This is a genomic window from Pseudomonas sp. LY-1 (assembly GCF_053502595.1).
Genome location: NZ_CP094353.1, coordinates 6,517,229 through 6,538,831 on the forward strand (window position 1 = coordinate 6,517,229; position 21,603 = coordinate 6,538,831).

A 21,603-nucleotide genomic window follows, 5' to 3' on the forward strand; every position below is an offset into this window, starting at 1 on the left:
ACAGAGCCCAAGGGCGTTCTGCGGTGACGGCTTTCCTGCCGTCCGGGTCAGCTCTGTGCCCTGATTTACCAATACGTTTCTGTTTGACGAGTGGCTGTTGTCGTCAGGCAAGGCGCCGCGACGACTCATAGCTGGGGCTATGGGGAGGAGCGGCAACGCAGCATGACGGCAACAGACGCCGTCAAACGGGAACAGTATTGGTGAATCAGGACACATCCGGCGATCCGATTCCCTGCCATTTTTCTCCGGGATACAGGTTTACGCAGATGAGCAAGACTTCTCTCGATAAGAGCAAGATCAAGTTCCTTCTTCTGGAAGGCGTCCACCCATCGGCTGTCGAAGTTCTGAAAGCCGCCGGGTATACCAGCATTGAGTACATCACCAGTTCTCTGCCGGAAGCCCAGCTCAAGGAAAAGATCGCCGACGCGCACTTCATCGGCATTCGCTCCCGCACTCAACTGACCGAAGAGGTCTTCGATCACGCCAAGAAACTCGTGGCGGTCGGCTGTTTCTGCATCGGCACCAACCAGGTCGACCTTAACGCAGCGCGCGAGCGCGGCATCGCGGTGTTCAACGCACCGTACTCCAACACCCGTTCCGTCGCGGAGCTGGTGCTGGCCGAGGCCATCCTGCTGCTGCGCGGCATTCCGGAGAAGAATGCCTCCTGCCACCGTGGCGGCTGGATCAAGAGCGCGGCCAACTCCTTCGAAATCCGCGGCAAGAAGCTGGGGATCATCGGTTACGGTTCGATCGGCACTCAACTGTCGGTCCTGGCCGAAAGCCTGGGCATGCAGGTGTTCTTCTACGACACCCTGACCAAGCTGCCACTGGGTAACGCCACGCAAGTGTCGAGCCTGACCGAGCTGCTGGGCATGTCCGACATCGTCACCCTGCACGTGCCGGAAACCGCTGAGACCCAGTGGATGATCGGCGAGAAGGAAATCCGCGCGATCAAGAAAGGCGGCATCCTGATCAACGCCGCCCGCGGCACCGTGGTCGAGTTGGACGCCCTGGCCGACGCGATCAAGGACAAGCACCTGATCGGCGCCGCCATCGACGTGTTCCCGGTGGAGCCGCGCTCCAACGACGACATCTTCGAAAGCCCGCTGCGTGGCCTGGACAACGTGATCCTGACCCCGCACATCGGCGGCTCCACCGCTGAAGCCCAGGCCAACATTGGCCTGGAAGTCTCGGAAAAGCTGGTCAAGTACAGCGACAACGGTACGTCGGTGTCCTCGGTCAACTTCCCGGAAGTGGCCCTGCCGGCTCACCCTGGCAAGCACCGTCTGCTGCACATCCACCAGAACATCCCGGGTGTGATGATGGAGATCAACAAGGTCTTCGCGGAAAACGGCATCAACATTTCCGGTCAGTTCCTGCAGACCAACGAGAAGGTCGGCTACGTGGTGATCGACGTCGACGCCGAGTACTCGGACCTGGCGCAACAGAAGCTGCAACACATCAACGGCACGATTCGTTGCCGCGTGTTGTTCTAACGCTTCAAACGCCCTACGAAAAATGGGAGGCCCGCAAGGGTCTCCCATTTTTTTGTCTGAACAAATCTTACTTGACGTTAACCGTGATCACTTTCGACGCTACAGTCGGGTTGAACTGCATGTGCAGTTTATCGCCGGCGACCAGTTGCAAGGTGTGCTTGCCAGGGGTCAGGGTCAGCTCGGTTTCGGTCTGGGCCTTGCCGAAGTGGATCACGCTCTCGGTGGCCGGGATCGGCACGCTGGCGTCCGGCAGTTCCTTCTGGTCGACCAGCAGGTGATGGTGGCCGGTGCCTGGGGTCTGGTCGGTGGCTGGGGCCAGTTTCAGACCTTCCATGCCGAATTTGACGGTGAAGGTTTTATCGACGGTGGCGCCGTCTTTCGGCGAAACGATAAACACTTTGGCATTTTCAGGTGGCGCGCTGCGAGGGATGCCGTCTGCGGCGGTCACCAACATCGAAGCACCCAATAGTACGCCGGCAATCGTTACACGAGACAAAAGGGCTTTCATTCGCTTCTCCACTTTTCTATGAAATTTGTAGGGTTATGACAACTTAGCGACTAATTGCTGTCCAAGGCACTCAACACCATAACAAAGCGATGCTGAACCGCGCCTCGCACATTCGAATTATTTAGGAGTGACCATGCGCTTTTCGCCTGGCCTGTTACTGCTGCTTCCTCTGATGAGCCCCTTGGCTCACGCCGAATTGATTGATGATGTGTTTGACCGCGGTGAACTGCGCATCGCCCTCGAGGCCAATACCCCGCCCTTCAACTTCAAGGACGGCGAGAAACTCACCGGTTTTGAAGTGGAACTCGGTGAACAACTGGCCAAAGAGATGGATGTGCGCCCCTCGTTCATCACCACCGACGACAGTGACATGCTGCCCGGCGTGGCAACCGGCAAGTACGACGTGGCCATCAACCATATCGCTATGACTGCCGAGTTGCAGGATCAGTTCGATTTCAGTGAGCCTTATCGCGACAAGCCGGCGCTGGCCATTCCGTTCCAGAAGGGCAACCCGGCGTTCAAGGCGAGCCTGGACAATGCGCTGCAACGGGTGAAAGCCGATGGCCGGTTGAAGGCGCTGGGGCAGAAGTGGCTCGAAAGCGACACGGCGGAAGTCAAAGCGCAGTAAATCAAAATGTGGGAGGGCTTGGGAGGCGGGCCAGGGCTTGCGCCGCCTCAAGCAACTCCAACTCACTGAACACCCACACCCCATGGCGCTTGAGCAGCGCCGCCGTGACGCCTTCGCCGCTCACCTTCACACCGCTGAAAGTGCCGTCATAGGTCAGCACATTGCCACAGGACGGGCTATTGGCCTTGAGCACGGCGATACGGATATCGTGGCGCTGCACCAGCGCCAACGCCTGGCGGGCGCCGTCGAGGAAGGCGGCGCTGAAGTCCTCGCCCGCGGCGGTCAGCACCTGGGCGCGGCCCTCCCACACGTCGATACCCTGCCCGCCCGGAATCTCGGCGGAAGGCCTGGGCGTGGGCAAACCGCCCGCCACTTCCGGGCAGATCGCAACCACGCGGCCTTCGGCCTGCCATGCCGCCAGTTGATCGAACGGCCCGCTGGCGCCGCCGTCGTAGCGCACTTTGTGCCCGAGCAGGCAGCGGCTGACGAGAATTTTTTCCATGCTTAAAACGGCTCGTTACCGCGCCGACGAAACCAGCCGGTCAGCGACAGGCGCTCGCGGGTAGCGGGCAGCACTTCGTGGGGTACTTCGCCGGACAGGAACACCACCAGGCAACCTCCGCTGGGCACCACGTCGAGTTCGACGCCGTCCTTGAGGTACATGCGCAACTGGCCGCCGTGTTCCGGCAGCCACTCGTCGTTCAAGTAGATCACCGCCGAGACCGTGCGCCGGTCGTCGTCGCGAAACCGGTCCAGGTGCCTGAGGTAAAACGCCCCCGGCGGGTACATCGCGAAATGGCTTTCGAAATCTTCCAGGCCGAGGAACAAGCTGCGGTTTATCGCCAGGCGCAGGCTGTCCATCACCGTCATATAGCGGTCGCAGACGACGGCGTCGCCCTCCTCCAGCCACTGGATATGGTCGCCACGAATACCCTCGCGAATCTCCTGGGCCGGCCCGCGCCCGACCGCCGCCGGGGCCAGCTCACCTTCAGCCGCACGTTTACGGCACTCAGCCGCCAGTTCCAGGGTCAGAGCCTGGGGCAGGAAGCTGTTTTGCTGCGACCAGCCCTTTTCGGCCAGGTCGTCGACAATGCGTTGCAGCAATGGGTGATCGTGGGATATTTGCATGGCGCGCATAGTATCCATACGCCTGTGAATCCGACAGAGCCGCTGAGCGTCTGAACGCACTTTAGCCAGGTGACTGATAGGACTTCTCGACAAATCCTACGCCCGACACGGACAATAGTGGCCGACTGACAGGAGTCCATATGCGTCGTTTGTTTTTTTCCTTGCTGATGTTCTGCGTTTTGCCCGCTTGGGCAGACGGCCATGACCAGTTGTACAAGGTCGCCGGCTGGGCCGAACAACGCGCGCATTTCAATGACGCCCTCAGTGCCGCCCAGCAACGCTACCGCAACAGCCTGCCGCCGGCGGTGTACCAGGCGCTGGTCGACAACAGCAACAAGCGCTTCGCCGCCCAGGCCGTGGACCGGCGCGCCGAAGCCCAATTGCGCAAGCACCTGGCGGACCCGGCACCGGCCCTGGCGTTTTTCCAGTCGCCGCTGGGGCGCAAGATTGTCGCCGCCGAACTGCTGGCCACCCGCCGCGACCAGTTGGCAAAAAATGCCCAAGGCCTGCCGCACATCGAAGCCGACGCCACCCGCAGCCTGATCATCGGCCACCTGGCCCAGGCCCTGCCCGCCCGCGAAGCCGGCGCCGAAGTCAGCCTGGCGATCGCCGGCGTGGCGGCCGACAGCTTGAGCCAGATGATCCCCGGCCTGTTGGGCGGCGGCCAGGCCCAGGGCATGCTGGATGGACAACGCGAACGGCTGATGCAACAAATCGGCAATGACCTGAACAACACGTTGCTGTACGTCTATCGGGACTTGTCCGACCCGGAACTGGAAGAATTCGCTACGTTTGCCGAGTCGCCGCAGGGGAAGGCGTATTACCAGGCGGCGTTGGCAGCGGTCCGCGCAGGCTTGGCGGTCGGTCAAAGCACCTCAAGCCTGGCGCAGTAGGAAATGTGGGAGGGGGCTTGCCCCCGATAGCGGTGGGTCAGTATCAGATGTGCTGACTGACACCCTGCTATCGGGGGCAAGCCCCCTCCCACATTTGTACTGCGTTATTTCAGGTGGTCGGTGAGGTACTTGAAGTACTCATTGCGGATCTCCGGGATCTCATTGGCCAAGTGATGCCGGCCGCGCTTGAGCATCAACACCTCCGGCTGATCGAACTTGCCCCGCAGCACCTGCAGGTTGTGCTGCCAATCTACCGTCATATCCTCTTCGCCCTGCACAATCAGCGGCCGCCGCGGGCTGCGCGGTGCGGCTTCGATTTGCCTGATCCAGCGCGCCAGTGCCCCGACCCAGGCGGTCGGTAATTGGCGCGGCTGCAAGGGGTCGGCTTCGAGGAACGGCTTGAAGGCCGGGTCATTGGTGTTTTCGCTGAACCGTCGGGCGATGCCTTTGACGAACGGCCGCAGCAGGTAATAGCTGACCTGCGACCAGCCCCACCCACGCGGACGCACCAAGGGTGAAAGCAGAAAAGTCTTACCCTGGGCCGGGCTGTCGGCGCCATGGTTGAGCAAGTGATCCACCACCACCGCACCGCCGGTGCTTTGCCCGAACAGGTGCCAGGGCCGGGGCAGGTGCAGCGCTTCAGCCTGGGCGAACAGAGCCTGCACCACGTCCTGGTACACCGCAAAATCATCGATACTGGCCCGCGCGCCGCTGGACAAGCCATGGCCCGGCAGGTCGCAGGCGATCACCACGAAACCCTGGTCCAGCGCCCAGTCGACGACGTGGCGGTACAGCCCCATATGGTCGTAGAACCCGTGGAACATGAACATCGTCGCCACCGGCACCGGCGGCCACCACACCTGGGCGACCACCGCGAACCCATCGACCTCGAACCGGCCAAGGCTGCTCACCGCCGGCACCTGGCGCGCGCTCAGGTCCAGCCCATAGAAGCGCTGATAGACCCGCGCCTCGGCGCTGAGCGGCTGCGCATCCACCAGGGGCCGCAAGCTGTCGCGCAGGTGATCGGGGTCAAAGGTGACGGGCATAAGAGGTTCCAGACTTGGGGCTTCACGCGCTGCGCAGAGGAATATCGAGCTGCGATATTCATCTGTCGGGGCAAGCATGGCAAGCTACGCGTCCTTCGAGGATTGATCTGAATGCGACAGCCCTACCGCACCACCCTGTTCGCCAGCCTGCTGCTGATCCTCTGCGCCGGCGTGTTATGGGCGGCGTATGACTGGTTCCAAGGCCGCTACCTGCGTGCCTTCAGCGAACACACGGCGGTGTTTTCCGGCGATGCGCTGCGCCTGCCCGACGACCTCGCCGGCCCCGGCCCGATCCGCCTTGTGCATTTCTGGGACCCGGCCTGCCCGTGCAACGTCGGCAACCAGCAGCACCTCGGCGAATTGATCGAGCACTACGCGCCCCAGGGCGTCGAGTTCTACGCCCTGCAGAAACCCGGCAGCCACGGCGAGTTGCCCGACAACCTGCGCCAGATGAAAATCCTCAGCAGCCTGCCCGGCGCCGATCAGATACCCGCGACCCCGGCCGTGGCGATCTGGGACCGCAGCGGCAAGCTCGCGTATTTCGGGCCCTACAGCGAAGGGCTGACGTGCAACGCCAGCAACAGTTTCATCGAGCCGATCCTCAAGGCCCTTGCAGCAGGCCGCGCAGTGAATGCCACTCACACCCTGGCGGTGGGCTGCTATTGTTCGTGGCCAACCGGTTCGTAGCCCGTCGCCCCACTCTTGGTAAGGAATGTTCATGAAGCGCCTCTTGCAGGTTCTCGCGGTGCTGCTGGCGCTGATCGCCGTCGGTGCCGGCTGGTACGTCTACAGCAAGCAACCCACCCGCCAGGGCGCCGTGACGCTGGCGAACCTGCAAGGTTCGGTCACGGTGCGCTACGACGAGCGTGGCGTGCCGCATATCCGTGCCGAGAACGAGACCGACCTGTACCGCGCCCTGGGCTACGTGCATGCCCAGGACCGGCTGTTCCAGATGGAAATCATGCGACGCCTGGCGCGCGGCGAATTGGCCGAAGTGCTCGGCCCCAAGCTGCTGGACACCGACAAACTGTTCCGCAGCCTGCGCATTCGCGAGCGCTCCGCCACTTATGTGGCGCAGTTGGACCACGAATCGGCGCACTGGAAGGCCCTGCAAGCCTATCTGGACGGGATCAACCAGTATCAGGACAACCACGCCAGCCCGATGGAGTTCGATGTGCTGGGCATCCCCAAGCGGCCGTTTACCGCCGAGGACACCATCAGCGTCGCCGGGTATATGGCCTACAGCTTTGCTGCGGCGTTTCGTACCGAGCCATTGCTGACCTATGTACGCGACCAATTGGGCAGCGATTACCTGAACGTGTTCGACCTCGCCTGGCAACCCAAGGGCGCGCTCAACCTGGCCGCCAGCGACTGGCAAAACCTCGGCGCCATCGCGGCCCTGAGTGAACAGGCCCTGGCCGACAACGGCTTGCCGCAGTTCGAAGGCAGCAACGCCTGGGCGATCAGCGGCAGCCGCACCCAGAGCGGCAAGCCGTTGCTGGCGGGTGACCCGCATATCCGCTTCTCAGTGCCGTCGGTGTGGTACGAGGCGCAGCTGTCGGCGCCGGGCTTTGAGTTGTACGGCTATCACAACGCGCTGGTGCCGGTGGCGTTCCTGGGGCACAACCTGGATTTCGGCTGGAGCCTGACCATGTTCCAGAACGACGACCTCGACCTGATCGCCGAGCAGGTCAATCCGGACAACGCCAACCAGGTCTGGTACCACGGCCAATGGGTCGACATGACCCGCAGCGAGCAACAGATCGCGGTCAAGGGCCAGGCACCGGTCACCTTGACCCTGCGCCAATCGCCCCACGGCCCGATCATCAATGACGTGCTCGGCGAGAACGCCGGCAAGACGCCGATCGCGATGTGGTGGGCGTTCCTCGACACCCAGAACCCGATCCTCGAAGGGTTCTACCAGCTCAACCGCGCCGACACCCTGGCCAAGGCCCGTGCCGCGGCAGCCAAGGTGTCGGCACCGGGGCTGAACATTGTGTGGGCGAATGCCCAGGGCGATATCGGCTGGTGGGCGGCGGCGCAGTTGCCGATCCGCCCGGCCGGCGTCAACCCCGGGTTTATCCTCGACGGCAGCACGGCCCAGGCCGACAAGCTGGGCTTCTACCCGTTCAGCGCCAACCCCCAGGAAGAAAACCCGGCGCGTGGCTATGTGGTGTCGGCCAATGCACAGCCGGTGTCGCCCAGCGGCATGGAGATCCCCGGCTATTACAACCTGGCCGACCGTGGCCAGCAGTTGAACGCGCAGTTGAGCGACAAGCGCGTGAAGTGGGACGTGAACAACAGCCAGGCCCTGCAACTGGGCACCACCACCGCCTTCGGCCCGCGCTTGCTGGCACCGCTGTTGCCGGTGCTGCGCGAGGTGGTCAAAGACCCGGCGCAGTTGCAGCTGGTGGAGCAACTGGCGGCCTGGAAAGGCGATTATCCGCTGGACTCCACCAGCGCCACGCTGTTCAACCAGTTCCTGTTCAACCTGGCTGACGCGGCCTTCCACCCGAAACTCGGCGACGCCATGTTCAAGACCCTGCTCAGCACGCGGGTGATCGATGCGGCGTTGCCCCGCCTGGCCGCGAGCCCGGATTCGCCCTGGTGGAACGGCAAGCGTGCCGACACCGTCAAGCTCGCCTGGGACAACAGCCTCGCGCACCTCAAGACCACCTTCGGCGATGACCCGGGCCAATGGCAGTGGGGCAAGGCCCATACGCTGACCCACGGCCACCCGCTGGGCTCGCAGAAACCGCTGGACCGGATCGTCAACGTCGGCCCCTTCCCCGCCCCGGGCAGCCACGAAGTGCCGAACAACCAGTCAGCCAATATCGGCCCGGCACCATGGCCGGTGACCTACGGCCCGTCGACCCGGCGCCTGATCGACTTCGCCGACGTGCCCCACGCGCTGACCATCAACCCGGTGGGGCAAAGCGGTGTGCCGTTCGACAAGCACTATGGGGACCAGGCGGAAACGTATATCGAGGGCGGCTACGAGCAGGCGCATTTCAGCGATGAGGAAGTCACGGCCAATACGCGCGGTACGCTGAAGCTGCTGCCAGCCCGCTGACCGCCTGGAACGCAGTCAAAATGTGGGAGGGGGCTTGTATCTGCGGTGTTGCACCTACACCGGTGCGGCGAAGTTGAGCCGGAACTGTTGCGGCGTCACCCCCAGTCGGCGGTTGAACACGCTGCGCATGTGCTGGGCATCGCGAAACCCGCATTGATAGGCCACGGTCTTGAGCGGTGCGCGGCTGCTTTCGAGCATCACCCGCGCCGCATCCACCCGCGCCCGCTCGACGAACTCCGCCGGGGTGATCCGCGCTTCACGGGCGAACACCCGGGAGAAGTTGCGCGCACTCATATTGGCCGCGTTGGCCAGGTCCGCGATGGTCAGGTCGCCGGTCAGATTCGCCAGCACATACACTTGCACCAGCGCCACCGCCGAGGTGGTTTCGGCGTGGGGCGTGAGGAACGGGCTGAACTGCGACTGCCCGCCCGCACGCTGGGTGAACACCACCAGGCGCTTGGCCACGCTCAACGCCACTTCCGGCCCGTGATCCTGGGCCAGCAGGTACAGCGACAGGTCGATCCCCGCCGTGACCCCGGCCGAGGTGTAGAGGTTGCCGTCCTGCATATAGAGACGGTCGGCCTCGACCCGGGCGCTGGGGCACAACCGCGCCAGGTCGGCGGCATCGCCCCAATGGGTGGTGACGGTTTTCCCGTCGAGCAGGCCGGCGCGGGCCAGTATGAAGGCGCCGTTGCAAATCGAACCGAAGCGCTGCGCCCGCGCCGCGGCCCCGCGCAGCCAATCATCGAAGTGCGCGCCGAAATCTTCGAAAGGCAACTGCGGCCCGCCGGCGACCAGAAGCAGGTCATAGGCTTGCAACGCTTCGCGGTAATGCCGATGGGCCTGCAACGACAGGCCGTTGGAACAGGCCATATTGCCGTGGTCCAGGCCGATCACGTCCAACTGGTACTGGTCGTCGGGCGACAGGAAACGGTTCGCTTCGCAGAACACATCCAGCGGGCCGGTCACGTCCAGTGACTGGACGCCGGGGAAAATCAGAATGCCGACGGTCTTGCTCATGAACAGGCACACCTTTACCTAACCGGATAAACACAGAACCCCTGTGGGAGGGGGCAAACGCCCTTCCACCTTTGGATTTTCGCAGGCTTCACGGGGGATATCGTCTGCTACACCCTAGCCGACTTTCACTTGGCACGATGTAGCAGCACATTGGCCGACATCGCACCCTCGCTGCGATAGCCCCTTCCCCGGCGCGCGACCAGACTGGCTGCCTCGGCGCCACCCTGGCGCTTTCTTGCGGAGAACGACCATGAGCACCAGCATCGCCGGCATCAAGATCCCGGACAGCGCCCTGGCCAGGGCCACCACCGACTACATCCGCGATATCGAATCCGACCTGCTCTACCACCACTCGCGCCGGGTGTTTCTGTTCGGCGCGTTGAGCGGTGAGCGCAAGCAACTGGCCTATAACCCGGAGCTGCTTTACGTCGGCGCGATGTTCCATGACCTGGGCCTGGTCGAAGGCCATCGCAGCGACGACCAGCGTTTCGAAGTCGACGGCGCCAACGCGGCGGCGGACTTCCTCAAGCCGCATGGGCTGAGCGATGACGACATCGAACAGGTGTGGCTGTCCATCGCACTGCACACCACGCCGGGCGTGCCACAGCATCTGCGGCCGACCGTGGCGCTGGTCACCGCCGGCGTCGAGATGGACGTGCTGGGCATGGACTACGCCGCATTTACCCCCGTGCAGCGCGAAGCCGTGGTGCATGCACATCCACGCGGTGAAGGGTTCAAGGAATGCATCATCTGCGCGTTCGCCGACGGCTTGCGCCATCGCCCGCAGACCACGTTCGGCAACGTGAAGACCGATGTGCTGGCGGATCAGGAACCGGGGTTCGAACCGATGAACTTTGTCGAGGTGATTCGCCAGTCGCCGTGGACGGCCTGATCAACCTGGAACGCGGTCAAAATGTGGGAGGGGGCTTGCCCCCGATGGCGGTGGATCAGTCACAGCTTCAGTGACTGACACTCTGCTATCGGGGGCAAGCCCCCTCCCACATTTGCACCGTGTCGGCCGTTAGACCGGCGCAGGCGCCCGACGTTTGTCCGGCTGCTGCCAGCCATCGGCTGGCCGCTTCTTCGATCGACAGGTCCAGCTCACGCAAGCGCACCGACACCACCACCGCCACATACGCCGCGCAGAACGTGGTGTGGGCGATCCAGATGGTGACGGCCTGATCAACCTGGAACGCGGTCAAAATGTGGGAGGGGGCTTGCCCCCTCCCACATTTGCACCGTGTCGGCCATTAGACCGGCGCAGGCGCCCGACGCTTGTCCGGCTGCTGCCAGCCATCGGCGGCCGCTTCTTCGATCGCTTGTTGGATCGCCTTCTTGCGCATCTCTTCGGCACGTCGGCTGAAGAACCACACCAGGAAAGTCACCAACGACACCGCCAGCAGAATCAGGCTGGCCACGGCGTTGATCTCCGGTTTGACCCCCAGGCGCACCGCCGAGAAGACTTCCATCGGCAAGGTGGTCGAACCCGGGCCCGACACGAAGCTGGCGAGTACCAGGTCATCGAGGGACAGCGCGAAGGACATCATCCCACCCGCCGCCAACGACGGCGCGATCATCGGGATGGTGATCAGGAAGAACACCTTCCACGGCCGCGCGCCCAGGTCCATCGCCGCTTCTTCGATCGACAGGTCCAGCTCACGCAAGCGCGCCGACACCACCACAGCCACATACGCCGCGCAGAACGTGGTGTGGGCGATCCAGATGGTGACGATGCCACGCTCCTGGGGCCAACCGATCATCTGCGCCATGGCCACGAACAGCAGCAACAGCGACAGACCGGTGATCACCTCGGGCATGACCAACGGCGCGGTCACCAGGCCACCGAACAGCGTGCGGCCCTTGAACTGGCTGATGCGCGTCAGCACGAACGCCGCCAGCGTACCCAGCGCCACGGCCGCGATGGCCGTGTAGCAGGCGATTTCCAGGGAACGCGCCACCGAGCCCATCAACTGGGTGTTGTCCAGCAGGCCCACGTACCACTTGATCGACCAACCGCCCCACACCGTCACCAGCTTGGATTCGTTGAACGAGTAGATCACCAGGATCAGCATCGGCAGGTAGATGAACAACAACCCCGCCACCAGCATGAAGCTTGAGAAACTGACGCGCTTCATATCTTGCCCTCCATCTCTTTGGCTTGGCTGCGGTTGAACAGGATGATCGGCACGATCAGGATCGCCAGCATCACCACCGCCAGGGCAGAAGCCACCGGCCAGTCACGGTTGTTGAAGAATTCTTGCCACAACACTTTACCGATCATCAGGGTTTCCGGGCCGCCGAGCAGTTCCGGGATCACGAACTCGCCCACCACAGGGATGAAGACCAGCATGCAACCGGCGATGATGCCGTTCTTGGACAGCGGCACGGTGATCTTCCAGAAGCTGTTGAACGTGCTCGACCCCAGGTCCGAGGCAGCCTCCAGCAGACTCTGGTCGTGTTTCACCAGGTTGGCGTACAGCGGCAGGATCATGAACGGCAGATACGAATAGACCACGCCGATATACACCGCGATGTTGGTGTTGAGGATCTGCAGCGGCTCGTTGATCAGCCCGATATACATCAGGAAGCTGTTGAGCAAGCCGTTGTTGCTGAGGATGCCCATCCACGCGTACACGCGGATCAGGATCGCGGTCCAGGTCGGCATCATGATCAGCAGCACCAGCACGGTCTGCATCTCTTTGCGCGCACTGGCAATCGCGTAGGCCATCGGGTAGCCGATCAACAGGCACAGCAGCGTGCTGAAGAACGCCATCTTCAGCGAGCCCAGGTACGCGGCGATGTACAACTCATCGTCGCCGAGCATCGCGTAGTTGGCCAGGTTCAGCACCAGTTGCAGCTTCTGCTCAACGAAGGTGTAGATCTCGGTGTAAGGCGGGATCGCCACGTCGGCTTCGGCAAAGCTGATCTTCAGGACGATGAAGAACGGCAGCATGAAGAACAGGAACAGCCAGAGGAAAGGGATCCCGATGACCACATGCCGGCCACCGGGGGTTATTCGTTGCAGCTGGCGCTTGAATTTTTTCATGTTCATGAGCGAAGTACCACGCCGCTGTCGTCTTCCCACCACACGTACACCTGATCACCCCAGGTTGGGCGCTGGCCACGGCGTTCGGCGTTGGCGACGAAGGATTGCACGAGCTTGCCGCTCGGCAACTCGACGTAGAACACCGAGTGGCCGCCGAGGTAGGCGATGTCGTGGACCTTGCCGCTGGACCAGTTGTGCTCGCAGGTCGGCATTTGGGTGGTGACCAGCAGTTTTTCCGGGCGGATGGCGTAGGTCACCGACTTGTCTTCCACCGAGGTGGCGATGCCGTAGCCGACGTAGATGTCGCGGTCCAGGTCCGGGCACTTGAGCACTGCGTGGCCTTCGGCGTCGTCGACCACCTGGGTGTCGAAGATGTTGACGTTGCCGATGAACTCGCACACCAGGCGGCTGGTCGGCGTCTCGTAGATGTCGACCGGGCTGCCGATCTGCGCGATCCAGCCCAGGTGCATGATCGCGATGCGCTCGGCCATGGTCATGGCCTCTTCCTGGTCGTGAGTCACCATCACGCAGGTCACGCCGACGCGCTCGATGATTTCCACCAGTTCCAGCTGCATCTGCGAACGCAGTTTCTTGTCCAGCGCCCCCATCGGTTCATCGAGCAGCAGCAGTTTCGGGCGCTTGGCCAGGGAACGGGCCAGGGCCACACGCTGGCGCTGGCCACCGGACAACTGGTGCGGCTTGCGCTTGGCGTACTGGCTCATCTGCACCAGCTTGAGCATCTCGGCCACGCGGGCGTCGACTTCGGCCTTGGGGATCTTGTCCTGTTGCAGGCCAAACGCGATGTTCTGCGCCACGGTCATGTGCGGGAACAGCGCGTAGGACTGGAACATCATGTTGATCGGCCGCTCGTAGGGCGGCATGTCGGTGATGTCCACACCGTCGAGGTAAATGCGACCCTCGGTTGGGCGCTCGAAACCTGCGAGCATGCGCAACAAGGTGGATTTGCCCGAACCCGAACCGCCGAGCAAGGCGAAGATCTCGCCTTTCTTGATTTCCAGGGACACATCGTCCACGGCAATCGTCTCGTCGAACTTCTTCGTGACCCGGTCGATTTTGACCAGCACCTTTTTCGGTGTCTGGTCGCCCTCGAGGGCTTTCTTATAGGCGCCGGAGGCAACTGCCATTTACGAAACTCCCAAAAAAAAAGAGTGCAGTTCGCCCGACGCGGGCGAACCCAGGATAGTTTGAGCCTTACTTGCCCGTCTTGACCTTGGTCCAGCTACGGGTCATTAAACGCTGCACTTTCGGGGGTAGCTCGAAGTTGACAAATGTCCGGTCGAGAACCGCCTGCGGTGGGTAAACCGCTTCGTCGGTGCGTATCGATTGCTCCATCAGTGCGTCCGCCCCTGGGTTAGGGTTGGCATAACCGACGTAATCACTGACCTGAGCGATAACCTCAGGTTGCAGTAAATAGTTGATGAAGGCGTGGGCTTCTTTAACGTTGGCCGCGTCCTTGGGGATCGCCAGCACGTCAAACCACAGGTTGCCGCCTTCTTTCGGAATCGCGTAGGCGATGTTCACGCCCTTGCCCGCCTCGGCTGCGCGGGCCTTGGCCTGGAACACATCGCCGGAGAACCCGGCCGCCACGCAGATGTTGCCGTTGGCCAGGTCGGAGATGTATTTGGAAGAATGGAAGTAGGTCACATAAGGCCGCACTTTCAGCAGTTTCGCTTCGGCCTTCTTGTAGTCTTCGGGGTTCTCGCTGTTGGGGTTCAGGCCCATATAGTTGAGCACCGCCGGCAGCATTTCATCTGCCGAGTCCATGAAGGACACGCCGCACGTCGCGAGCTTCTTCATGTTTTCCGGCTCGAACAGCACGGCCCAGGAGTCGATCTTGTCGACGCCCAGCACTTCTTTGACTTTATCGACGTTGTAACCGATGCCGTTGGTGCCCCACAGGTACGGCACGGCGTATTGGTTGCCCGGGTCGTTCTTTTCCAGGCGCTTGAGCAGCGCCGGGTCGAGGTTGGCGTAGTGAGTCAGCAACGACTTGTCGAGCTTCTGGAACGCCCCGGCCTTGATCTGTTTGCCAAGGAAGTGATTGGACGGCACCACCACGTCGTAACCGGTACGTCCGGCCAGCAACTTGCCTTCCAGGGTTTCGTTGGAATCAAACACGTCATACACAGGCTTGATACCGGAGGCCTTTTCAAAGTTGGCCAGGGTGTCGGGGCCGATGTAGTCCGACCAGTTATAAACATGCACAGTCGATGCGGCCTGCACGCTGACAGCCAGCGTGATACCGGCACCTACCAGCAAGGCTTGGCGAAATAAAGAAAATGGCAAGTGGAGGTCCTCTTAAATAGTTGGGCCCAAAGTTGTTGCCCGGCAACAAAACCGGCGCGCAACTTACCCTCGATAAACCGATCCGGCAAAACTTTCTGTCATTTAATTACTGTACGGCTACCGCTCTTTGTAGGAGCGAGCTTGCTCGCGAAGAACTCACAGGCAACGCGGGCGACCAGAGGCGCTGCGTTATCGTTGAGGATTTTCGCGAGCAAGCTCGCTCCTACAGGTTACCTCGCTTACTTACCGGATTTGATTTTGGTCCAGCTACGGGTCATTTCACGCTGAGTCGCTGCCGGCAAGTCGGCAATGGCATACAGCTTGGCTTGCACGTCCGCTGGCGGGTAGATGCCTGGGTCGCTGGTGATGTCTTTGTCGACCAATGCGGTGGCTTTCTCGTTACCGTTCGGGAAACGCACGCTGTTGGTGATCGCAGCCATGACTTTCGGCTCGAGCAGGTAGTTCATGAACTTGTAGGCCGCTTCGACGTTTTCGGCATCTTTAGGGATGGCGACCATGTCATAGAAACTGCCGGCGCCTTCCTTCGGAATGTCATACGCCACTTTGACCTTGCCACCGGCTTCAGCCGCGCGGGATTTGGCCTGCTGGATGTCACCCGAGTAACCCACGGCTACGCAGATGTTGCCGTTGGCCAAGTCGGAGATGTACTTGGACGAGTGGAAGTAGCCGATCGAAGGACGGATCTTCAGGAACAGGTCTTCAGCTTGCTTGAGGTCGGCTTTCTTCTGGCTGTCGGTCGGCAGGCCCAGGTAATGCAGCGCGATCGGCAGCATTTCGGTTGGCGAATCGAGGAAGCTCACACCGCAGCTCTTGAGCTTGGCGATGTTTTCCGGCTTGAGCAGGATGTCCCACGAATCGATCTTGTCGACGCCCAGCGCGGCCTTGACCTTCTCCGGGTTGTAACCGATGCCGATCGAACCCCACATGTACGGGAAAGCGTGCTTGTTGTCCGGGTCGCTGACCGACACGGCCTTGAGCAGCGATGTGTTCAGGTTTTCGTAGTTGGACAGCTTGGACTTGTCCAGCTCCTGGTAGACGCCGGCCTTGATCTGCTTGGCGAGGAAGTTGTTCGACGGTACGACGATGTCGTAACCGGACTTGCCTGCCAGCAACTTGGCTTCAAGGGTCTCGTTGCTGTCAAATACGTCGTACACCACTTTGATGCCCGACTCTTTTTCAAAGTTGGCGATGGTGTCCGGAGCAATGTAGTCGGACCAGTTATAGATGTGCAGCACTTTATCGTCTGCCTGGGCCGCGCCCGCCATTGCGCCCATCAGGGACAACGCGAGGAGGGTCTTGCCAGCGTTCTTCAAACCTAATGCCTTCATTTGGTGATGCTCCAATTTTCTTTTTTGGGCCGCAGCATGCTTCATCGATATACAGCTGTTCGGCAGCCCGTCGAAGGGCAGCAAAACAGGACTACAGTCTGGCAAGTTAGGGGGCTGGCTTTCAACTAACCCCCCACTTTTATAACTGCCCGAACGCAGCGCCCGAGAGTCACTGCGTTCTGAGCCTAGCACTTAGCCCTGCAATGCCGCCAAAGTCAGGTCCAGGCAATGACGAGCCTTGGTCACCAGCTCGTCGATTTCGGTCTTGCTGATCACCAGCGGCGGCGAAATGATCATGGTGTCACCCACGGCGCGCATGATCAGGCCATTCTCGAAGCAGAAGGTTCGGCAGATCATGCCAACACCGCGGCCTTCGTAACGCTTGCGCGTCGCTTTGTCCTGAACCAGTTCAATCGCACCGAGCATGCCGACACCACGCACTTCACCCACCAACGGATGATCAGCCAGCTCCCTCAGACGTTTCTGCAAATACGGTGCCGTTTCATCATGCACACGCTTAATAATTTGTTCATCGCGCATGATGCGGATGTTTTCCAGGGCGACCGCCGCGGCCACCGGGTGACCGGAGTAGGTGAAGCCGTGGTTGAAATCGCCGCCTTCATTCAGCACCGCCACCACCTCGTCGCGCACGATCAGGCCACCCATCGGGATGTAGCCCGAGGTCAGGCCCTTGGCGATGGTCATCATGTCCGGCTTGAGGTCGTAGAAATCGCTGCCGAACCACTCGCCGGTACGGCCGAAACCGCAGATCACCTCGTCGGCGACGAACAGGATGTCGTACTTGGCGAGGATTTCCTTGATGCGCGGCCAGTAGCTGTCCGGCGGCACGATCACGCCACCGGCGCCCTGGATCGGCTCGGCAATGAAGGCACCGACGTTATCCACGCCCAGTTCCAGAATCTTCGCTTCCAGCTGGTTGGCGGCCCACACGCCGAACTCTTCAGGGCTCATGTCGCCGCCTTCGCCAAACCAGTACGGCTGGGCGATGTGGACGATGCCCGGGATCGGCAGATCGCCCTGCTCATGCATATAAGTCATGCCGCCGAGGCTGGCGCCGGCCACGGTGGAGCCGTGGTAGCCATTCTTGCGGCTGATGATGATTTTCTTGTTCGGCTGGCCCTTGATCGCCCAATAGTGGCGGACCATGCGCAACATGGTGTCGTTGCCTTCGGAGCCGGAACCGGTGAAGAACACGTGGTTCATGCCGGCCGGTGCAACGTCGGAGATCGCCTTGGCCAGTTCCAGCACCGGCGGGTGGGCGGTCTGGAAGAACAGGTTGTAGTACGGCAGTTCTTTCATCTGCTTGGCGGCGGCGTCAGCCAGTTCATCGCGACCGTAACCGATCGCCACGCACCACAGGCCGGCCATGCCGTCGAGGATCTTGTTGCCTTCGCTGTCCCACAAGTAAACGCCGTGGGCTTTAGTAATGATCCGTGGGCCTTTCTCTTTCAACTGCTTGAAGTCGCTGAACGGCGCCAGGTGGTGATCACTGCTCAAGGCTTGCCATTCACGGGTTTGCGGGTTGTTGCTGGACATACCAATCTCCTAGACTTTTCAGTGGAGGGCGCGCCGTTCAACGGGCGCGCCCGGCGCATCAGACGGCGAAGAGCAGGAACTCCCGCTCCCACGAACTGATCACGCGCTTGAAGTTTTCATGCTCGGCCCGCTTGACCGCGACGTAGCCAGTGATGAATTTGTGACCCAGGTATTTCTCGATGGTCTTGCTGTTTTCCATACGTTCCAGCGCGTCTTCGATGGTCAACGGCAGGCGCAGGTTGCGCCGCTCGTAACCACGGCCGACGACCGGCGCGCTTGGGTTGTGCCCTTCGACCATGCCGATGTAGCCGCACAACAGGCTGGCGGCGATCGCCAGGTACGGGTTGGCGTCTGCGCCCGGCAGGCGGTTTTCCACGCGACGGTTCTGCGGGCCGGCATCCGGTACGCGCAGGCCGACGGTGCGGTTTTCTTCGCCCCACTCCACGTTCACCGGTGCCGAAGTGTCCGGCAGGAAGCGGCGGAACGAGTTCACGTTGGGGGCGAACAGCGGCAGCAATTCGGGGATGAATTTCTGCAGGCCGCCAATGTGGTTGAGGAACAGTTGGCTCATGGTCCCGTCTTCATTGGAGAAGACGTTCTTGCCGGTGGCGATGTCGATGATGCTCTGGTGCAGGTGCATCGCGCTGCCGGGCTCGCCGGTCATCGGCTTGGCCATGAAGGTGGCGGCCACGTCGTGCTTGAGCGCGGCTTCACGCATGGTGCGCTTGAACACCAGGATCTGGTCGGCCAGGGACAGCGCGTCGCCGTGACGGAAGTTGATTTCCATCTGCGCCGTGCCGTCCTCGTGGATCAGGGTGTCGAGGTCCAGCTCCTGCAGTTCGCACCAGTCGTAGACGTCCTCGAACAGCGGGTCGAATTCGTTGGCCGCTTCTATAGAGAACGACTGCCGACCGGTTTCCGGGCGCCCGGAACGGCCGATCGGCGGTTGCAGCGGGAAGTCCGGGTCTTCGCAGCGCTTGGTCAGGTAGAACTCCATCTCCGGCGCCACGATCGGCTGCCAGCCTTTGTCGGCGTAGAGTTTGAGGACTTTCTTGAGCACGTTGCGCGGCGACAGCTCGATCGGGTTGCCTTGCTTGTCGTAGGTATCGTGGATCACCTGGGCGGTAGGCTCGATGGCCCACGGCACCAGGAACACCGCGTTCTGGTCGGGGCGGCAGATCATGTCGATGTCGGCCGGGTCGAGCAATTCGTAATAGATGTCGTCTTCGACATAGTCGCCGGTCACGGTCTGCAACAGAACGCTCTCGGGCAGGCGCATGCCTTTCTCGGCGATGAACTTGTTGGTCGGCGAGATCTTGCCCCGGGTGATACCGGTGAGGTCGCCAATCATGCATTCGACTTCTGTGATCTTGTGGTCTTTCAACCAATCGGTGAGCTGGTCGAGGTTGTTACTCATAAATGCCTCTGGGCTGGGTTTCCTGACGTTCATTAAAGGTCAGGCGTCGGTTGACGCATCGGCGTCGCTGGTTCATCAGAGTGGGAGCTTAACCGCCATTTGGGGTGCCGTTGCACTCCTAAAGCAAAAGGCTTGCCTCCCGTGCAGGATAATGAGCGGCAACTGCAAAAAAGGCAGGACCGGCGTCATGAAAAGGGCGAGTACAAGAAAATGAACGGGGCACGCGAACAGCGTCCTGGCCGTCAAGAATAATGGCCGGATCGAAGGGGCTTATCGGGGATGGAATCATCAATGGGAATGCGCGTTCGCAACATTCGACACGGATCTGAAAAGCATGCAGACCGACCTGTTTCGCGCAGGTGGTGATGCCGATTAACGGCAGGCCAGACATGAAGCACCCCGGTATTATTGCTGTTATGGGTTTGAATCGAGCTTAGCCTTGTTCATTTTTTTACACAACACCCCCGTAAAAAATACAACACGGCCCGCTCAAGCCTGCTAGTCCCAAGCCGGGCAACCGGGTAAAACCGCCCCAAAAAGCCCCAAAAAAGCCCTCGTGGCGCTTTTTTGGGGCAAAAAAGGCCTCGCTTGACTTCGGCATGCCGTTCGGGTTGACTGAAACCTGAAAAGATCAATGATTGATATTTTTAACAACAAAGGTGTTGCATCATGTCGGTACCCCCGCGTGCCGTTCAGCTTAACGAAGCGAACGCGTTCCTTAAGGATCATCCTGAGGTTCTGTACGTAGACCTTCTAATTGCGGATATGAATGGTGTGGTGCGCGGTAAGCGCATCGAACGCACCAGCCTCCACAAGGTTTACGAGAAAGGCATTAACTTGCCTGCCTCTTTATTTGCCCTGGATATCAACGGCTCAACGGTGGAAAGCACCGGCCTGGGCCTGGACATCGGTGATGCTGACCGAATCTGTTATCCAATCCCCGACACCCTGTGCAATGAACCTTGGCAAAAGCGCCCGACCGCGCAACTGCTGATGACCATGCACGAAATTGAAGGTGAACCTTTCTTCGCCGATCCGCGCGAAGTACTGCGTCAGGTTGTAAGCAAATTCGACGACCTCGGTCTGACCATCTGCGCTGCCTTCGAGCTTGAGTTCTACCTGATCGACCAGGAGAACGTGAACGGCCGCCCACAACCGCCCCGCTCGCCGATCTCCGGCAAACGCCCGCACTCGACACAGGTCTACCTGATCGACGACCTCGACGAATATGTCGACTGCCTCCAGGACATCCTGGAAGGTGCCAAAGAGCAAGGCATCCCGGCTGATGCCATCGTCAAGGAAAGTGCCCCGGCGCAGTTCGAAGTGAACCTGCACCACGTGGCCGACCCGATCAAGGCCTGCGACTACGCGGTACTGCTCAAGCGCCTGATCAAGAACATCGCCTACGACCATGAGATGGACACCACCTTCATGGCCAAGCCTTACCCAGGCCAGGCAGGCAACGGTTTGCACGTACACATTTCGATCCTGGACAAGGACGGCAAGAACATCTTTGCCAGCGAGGATCCCGAGCAGAACGCCGCATTGCGTCACGCGATCGGCGGTGTGCTGGAGACCCTACCCGCCCAGATGGCGTTCCTGTGCCCCAACGTCAACTCCTACCGTCGTTTCGGCGCACAGTTCTACGTGCCGAACTCGCCGTGCTGGGGCCTGGACAACCGCACCGTGGCGATCCGCGTGCCGACCGGCGCGGCCGACTCCGTGCGTATCGAACACCGCGTGGCCGGTGCCGATGCCAACCCCTACCTGCTGATGGCTTCGGTCCTGGCGGGCGTACACCACGGCCTGACCAACAAGATCGAACCGGGCGCGCCAGTGGAAGGCAACAGCTACGAGCAGAACGAACAAAGCCTGCCGAACAACTTGCGCGATGCCCTGCGCGAGTTGGACGACAGCGAGGTGATGGCCAAGTACATCGATCCTAAATACATCGATATCTTCGTCGCCTGTAAGGAAAGTGAGCTGGAAGAGTTCGAACACTCCATCTCCGACCTTGAGTACAACTGGTACCTGCATACCGTGTAAGCGCTGGTTGCACTGAAAAAACGTCGCAGGCCTTTGGTCTGTGGCGTTTTTTTATGGGTTGCTTTTGGTAGACCGAGTTGGCCGCCATC

20 protein-coding genes and 1 pseudogene are annotated in these 21,603 nt (G+C 61.1%); 7 read left to right on the forward strand and 14 right to left on the reverse strand.

The window, feature by feature from the left end; all coding sequences use genetic code 11:
* The first annotated feature begins 266 nt into the window (after positions 1-266).
* Positions 267-1,496 carry a phosphoglycerate dehydrogenase gene (gene serA, locus MOQ67_RS30060; RefSeq protein ID WP_017845066.1) on the forward strand — a complete coding sequence of 410 codons (1,230 nt, stop codon included), beginning with the start codon at positions 267-269 and terminating at the stop codon, positions 1,494-1,496.
* A gap of 67 nt (positions 1,497-1,563) precedes the next feature.
* Here serA and MOQ67_RS30065 read toward each other — a convergent pair whose 3' ends face one another.
* Positions 1,564-2,004 (reverse strand): DUF4399 domain-containing protein, encoded by a 441-nt coding sequence (locus MOQ67_RS30065; RefSeq protein WP_448675765.1) that lies wholly within the window; start codon positions 2,002-2,004, stop codon positions 1,564-1,566.
* 133 nt (positions 2,005-2,137) lie between these two features.
* Here MOQ67_RS30065 and MOQ67_RS30070 point away from each other — a divergent pair, with 133 nt between their 5' ends.
* Positions 2,138-2,632 (forward strand): transporter substrate-binding domain-containing protein, encoded by a 495-nt coding sequence (locus tag MOQ67_RS30070; RefSeq protein ID WP_017845068.1) that lies wholly within the window; start codon positions 2,138-2,140, stop codon positions 2,630-2,632.
* A gap of 1 nt (position 2,633) precedes the next feature.
* Here the strand turns inward: MOQ67_RS30070 and MOQ67_RS30075 are convergent, their stop codons facing one another.
* Together MOQ67_RS30075 and MOQ67_RS30080 are read right to left on the reverse strand one after the other, a co-directional pair.
* The gene (locus MOQ67_RS30075) at positions 2,634-3,134 is read right to left on the reverse strand and encodes a DUF523 domain-containing protein (protein ID WP_198864260.1); all 501 of its coding nucleotides are present in this window, start codon (positions 3,132-3,134) and stop codon (positions 2,634-2,636) included.
* Between the two features lie 2 nt (positions 3,135-3,136).
* Positions 3,137-3,769 carry a 2OG-Fe(II) oxygenase gene (locus MOQ67_RS30080; RefSeq protein WP_017845070.1) on the reverse strand — a complete coding sequence of 211 codons (633 nt, stop codon included), beginning with the start codon at positions 3,767-3,769 and terminating at the stop codon, positions 3,137-3,139.
* A gap of 131 nt (positions 3,770-3,900) precedes the next feature.
* Here MOQ67_RS30080 and MOQ67_RS30085 point away from each other — a divergent pair, with 131 nt between their 5' ends.
* The gene (locus tag MOQ67_RS30085) at positions 3,901-4,653 is read left to right on the forward strand and encodes a DUF2059 domain-containing protein (protein WP_017845071.1); all 753 of its coding nucleotides are present in this window, start codon (positions 3,901-3,903) and stop codon (positions 4,651-4,653) included.
* A 104-nt stretch (positions 4,654-4,757) separates the two neighbouring features.
* Here MOQ67_RS30085 and MOQ67_RS30090 read toward each other — a convergent pair whose 3' ends face one another.
* Positions 4,758-5,699: an alpha/beta hydrolase gene (locus MOQ67_RS30090; RefSeq protein ID WP_448675766.1), complete on the reverse strand. Its 942-nt coding sequence runs from the start codon at positions 5,697-5,699 to the stop codon at positions 4,758-4,760.
* A gap of 111 nt (positions 5,700-5,810) precedes the next feature.
* Between MOQ67_RS30090 and MOQ67_RS30095 the strand changes: the two genes are divergently transcribed.
* Both MOQ67_RS30095 and MOQ67_RS30100 read left to right on the forward strand, forming a co-directional pair.
* Entirely contained in the window at positions 5,811-6,386 is a 576-nt protein-coding gene (locus MOQ67_RS30095; RefSeq protein WP_448675767.1) for a DUF6436 domain-containing protein, read from the forward strand.
* A 31-nt stretch (positions 6,387-6,417) separates the two neighbouring features.
* Positions 6,418-8,772, forward strand: a complete 2,355-nt coding sequence (locus MOQ67_RS30100; protein ID WP_448675768.1) for a penicillin acylase family protein — start codon at positions 6,418-6,420, stop codon at positions 8,770-8,772.
* A gap of 54 nt (positions 8,773-8,826) precedes the next feature.
* Here MOQ67_RS30100 and MOQ67_RS30105 read toward each other — a convergent pair whose 3' ends face one another.
* On the reverse strand, positions 8,827-9,792 hold the full coding sequence (locus MOQ67_RS30105) for a GlxA family transcriptional regulator (RefSeq protein WP_057003979.1): 966 nt from the start codon (positions 9,790-9,792) through the stop codon (positions 8,827-8,829).
* 250 nt (positions 9,793-10,042) lie between these two features.
* Here MOQ67_RS30105 and MOQ67_RS30110 point away from each other — a divergent pair, with 250 nt between their 5' ends.
* Complete coding sequence (locus MOQ67_RS30110) at positions 10,043-10,684, forward strand: HD domain-containing protein (RefSeq protein ID WP_448675769.1); 642 nt, start codon at positions 10,043-10,045, stop codon at positions 10,682-10,684.
* 181 nt (positions 10,685-10,865) lie between these two features.
* Here MOQ67_RS30110 and MOQ67_RS30115 read toward each other — a convergent pair.
* From MOQ67_RS30115 to MOQ67_RS30155, 9 genes and pseudogenes are all read right to left on the reverse strand, one after another.
* A pseudogene (locus MOQ67_RS30115) lies at positions 10,866-10,967 on the reverse strand (putrescine ABC transporter permease PotI); the annotation flags it as partial.
* 75 nt (positions 10,968-11,042) lie between these two features.
* Positions 11,043-11,927 carry an ABC transporter permease subunit gene (locus tag MOQ67_RS30120; protein ID WP_046381717.1) on the reverse strand — a complete coding sequence of 295 codons (885 nt, stop codon included), beginning with the start codon at positions 11,925-11,927 and terminating at the stop codon, positions 11,043-11,045.
* A complete protein-coding gene (locus tag MOQ67_RS30125; RefSeq protein WP_017845077.1) occupies positions 11,924-12,844 on the reverse strand; it encodes an ABC transporter permease subunit in 921 nt (306 codons plus the stop codon). The genes MOQ67_RS30120 and MOQ67_RS30125 overlap by 4 nt, the downstream gene beginning before the upstream one ends.
* A complete protein-coding gene (locus MOQ67_RS30130; protein ID WP_017845078.1) occupies positions 12,841-13,983 on the reverse strand; it encodes an ABC transporter ATP-binding protein in 1,143 nt (380 codons plus the stop codon). Before MOQ67_RS30130 ends, MOQ67_RS30125 begins: the two co-directional genes overlap by 4 nt.
* 67 nt (positions 13,984-14,050) lie before the next feature.
* The gene (locus tag MOQ67_RS30135; RefSeq protein ID WP_046487885.1) at positions 14,051-15,145 is read right to left on the reverse strand and encodes a polyamine ABC transporter substrate-binding protein; all 1,095 of its coding nucleotides are present in this window, start codon (positions 15,143-15,145) and stop codon (positions 14,051-14,053) included.
* 239 nt (positions 15,146-15,384) lie between these two features.
* Positions 15,385-16,479, reverse strand: coding sequence for a polyamine ABC transporter substrate-binding protein (locus tag MOQ67_RS30140; RefSeq protein WP_026139797.1), 1,095 nt, complete (start codon positions 16,477-16,479; stop codon positions 15,385-15,387).
* Positions 16,480-16,686: 207 nt separating this feature from the next.
* Entirely contained in the window at positions 16,687-18,051 is a 1,365-nt protein-coding gene (locus MOQ67_RS30145; RefSeq protein WP_017845081.1) for an aspartate aminotransferase family protein, read from the reverse strand.
* A gap of 58 nt (positions 18,052-18,109) precedes the next feature.
* Positions 18,110-19,468: a glutamine synthetase family protein gene (locus tag MOQ67_RS30150; protein ID WP_017845082.1), complete on the reverse strand. Its 1,359-nt coding sequence runs from the start codon at positions 19,466-19,468 to the stop codon at positions 18,110-18,112.
* A gap of 118 nt (positions 19,469-19,586) precedes the next feature.
* The gene (locus MOQ67_RS30155; protein ID WP_128192375.1) at positions 19,587-19,859 is read right to left on the reverse strand and encodes a glutamine amidotransferase; all 273 of its coding nucleotides are present in this window, start codon (positions 19,857-19,859) and stop codon (positions 19,587-19,589) included.
* Positions 19,860-20,137: 278 nt separating this feature from the next.
* On the opposite strand from MOQ67_RS30155, the gene MOQ67_RS30160 reads away from it, so the two are divergent.
* Positions 20,138-21,514, forward strand: a complete 1,377-nt coding sequence (locus MOQ67_RS30160) for a glutamine synthetase family protein (protein ID WP_026139798.1) — start codon at positions 20,138-20,140, stop codon at positions 21,512-21,514.
* Positions 21,515-21,603 lie beyond the last annotated feature (89 nt).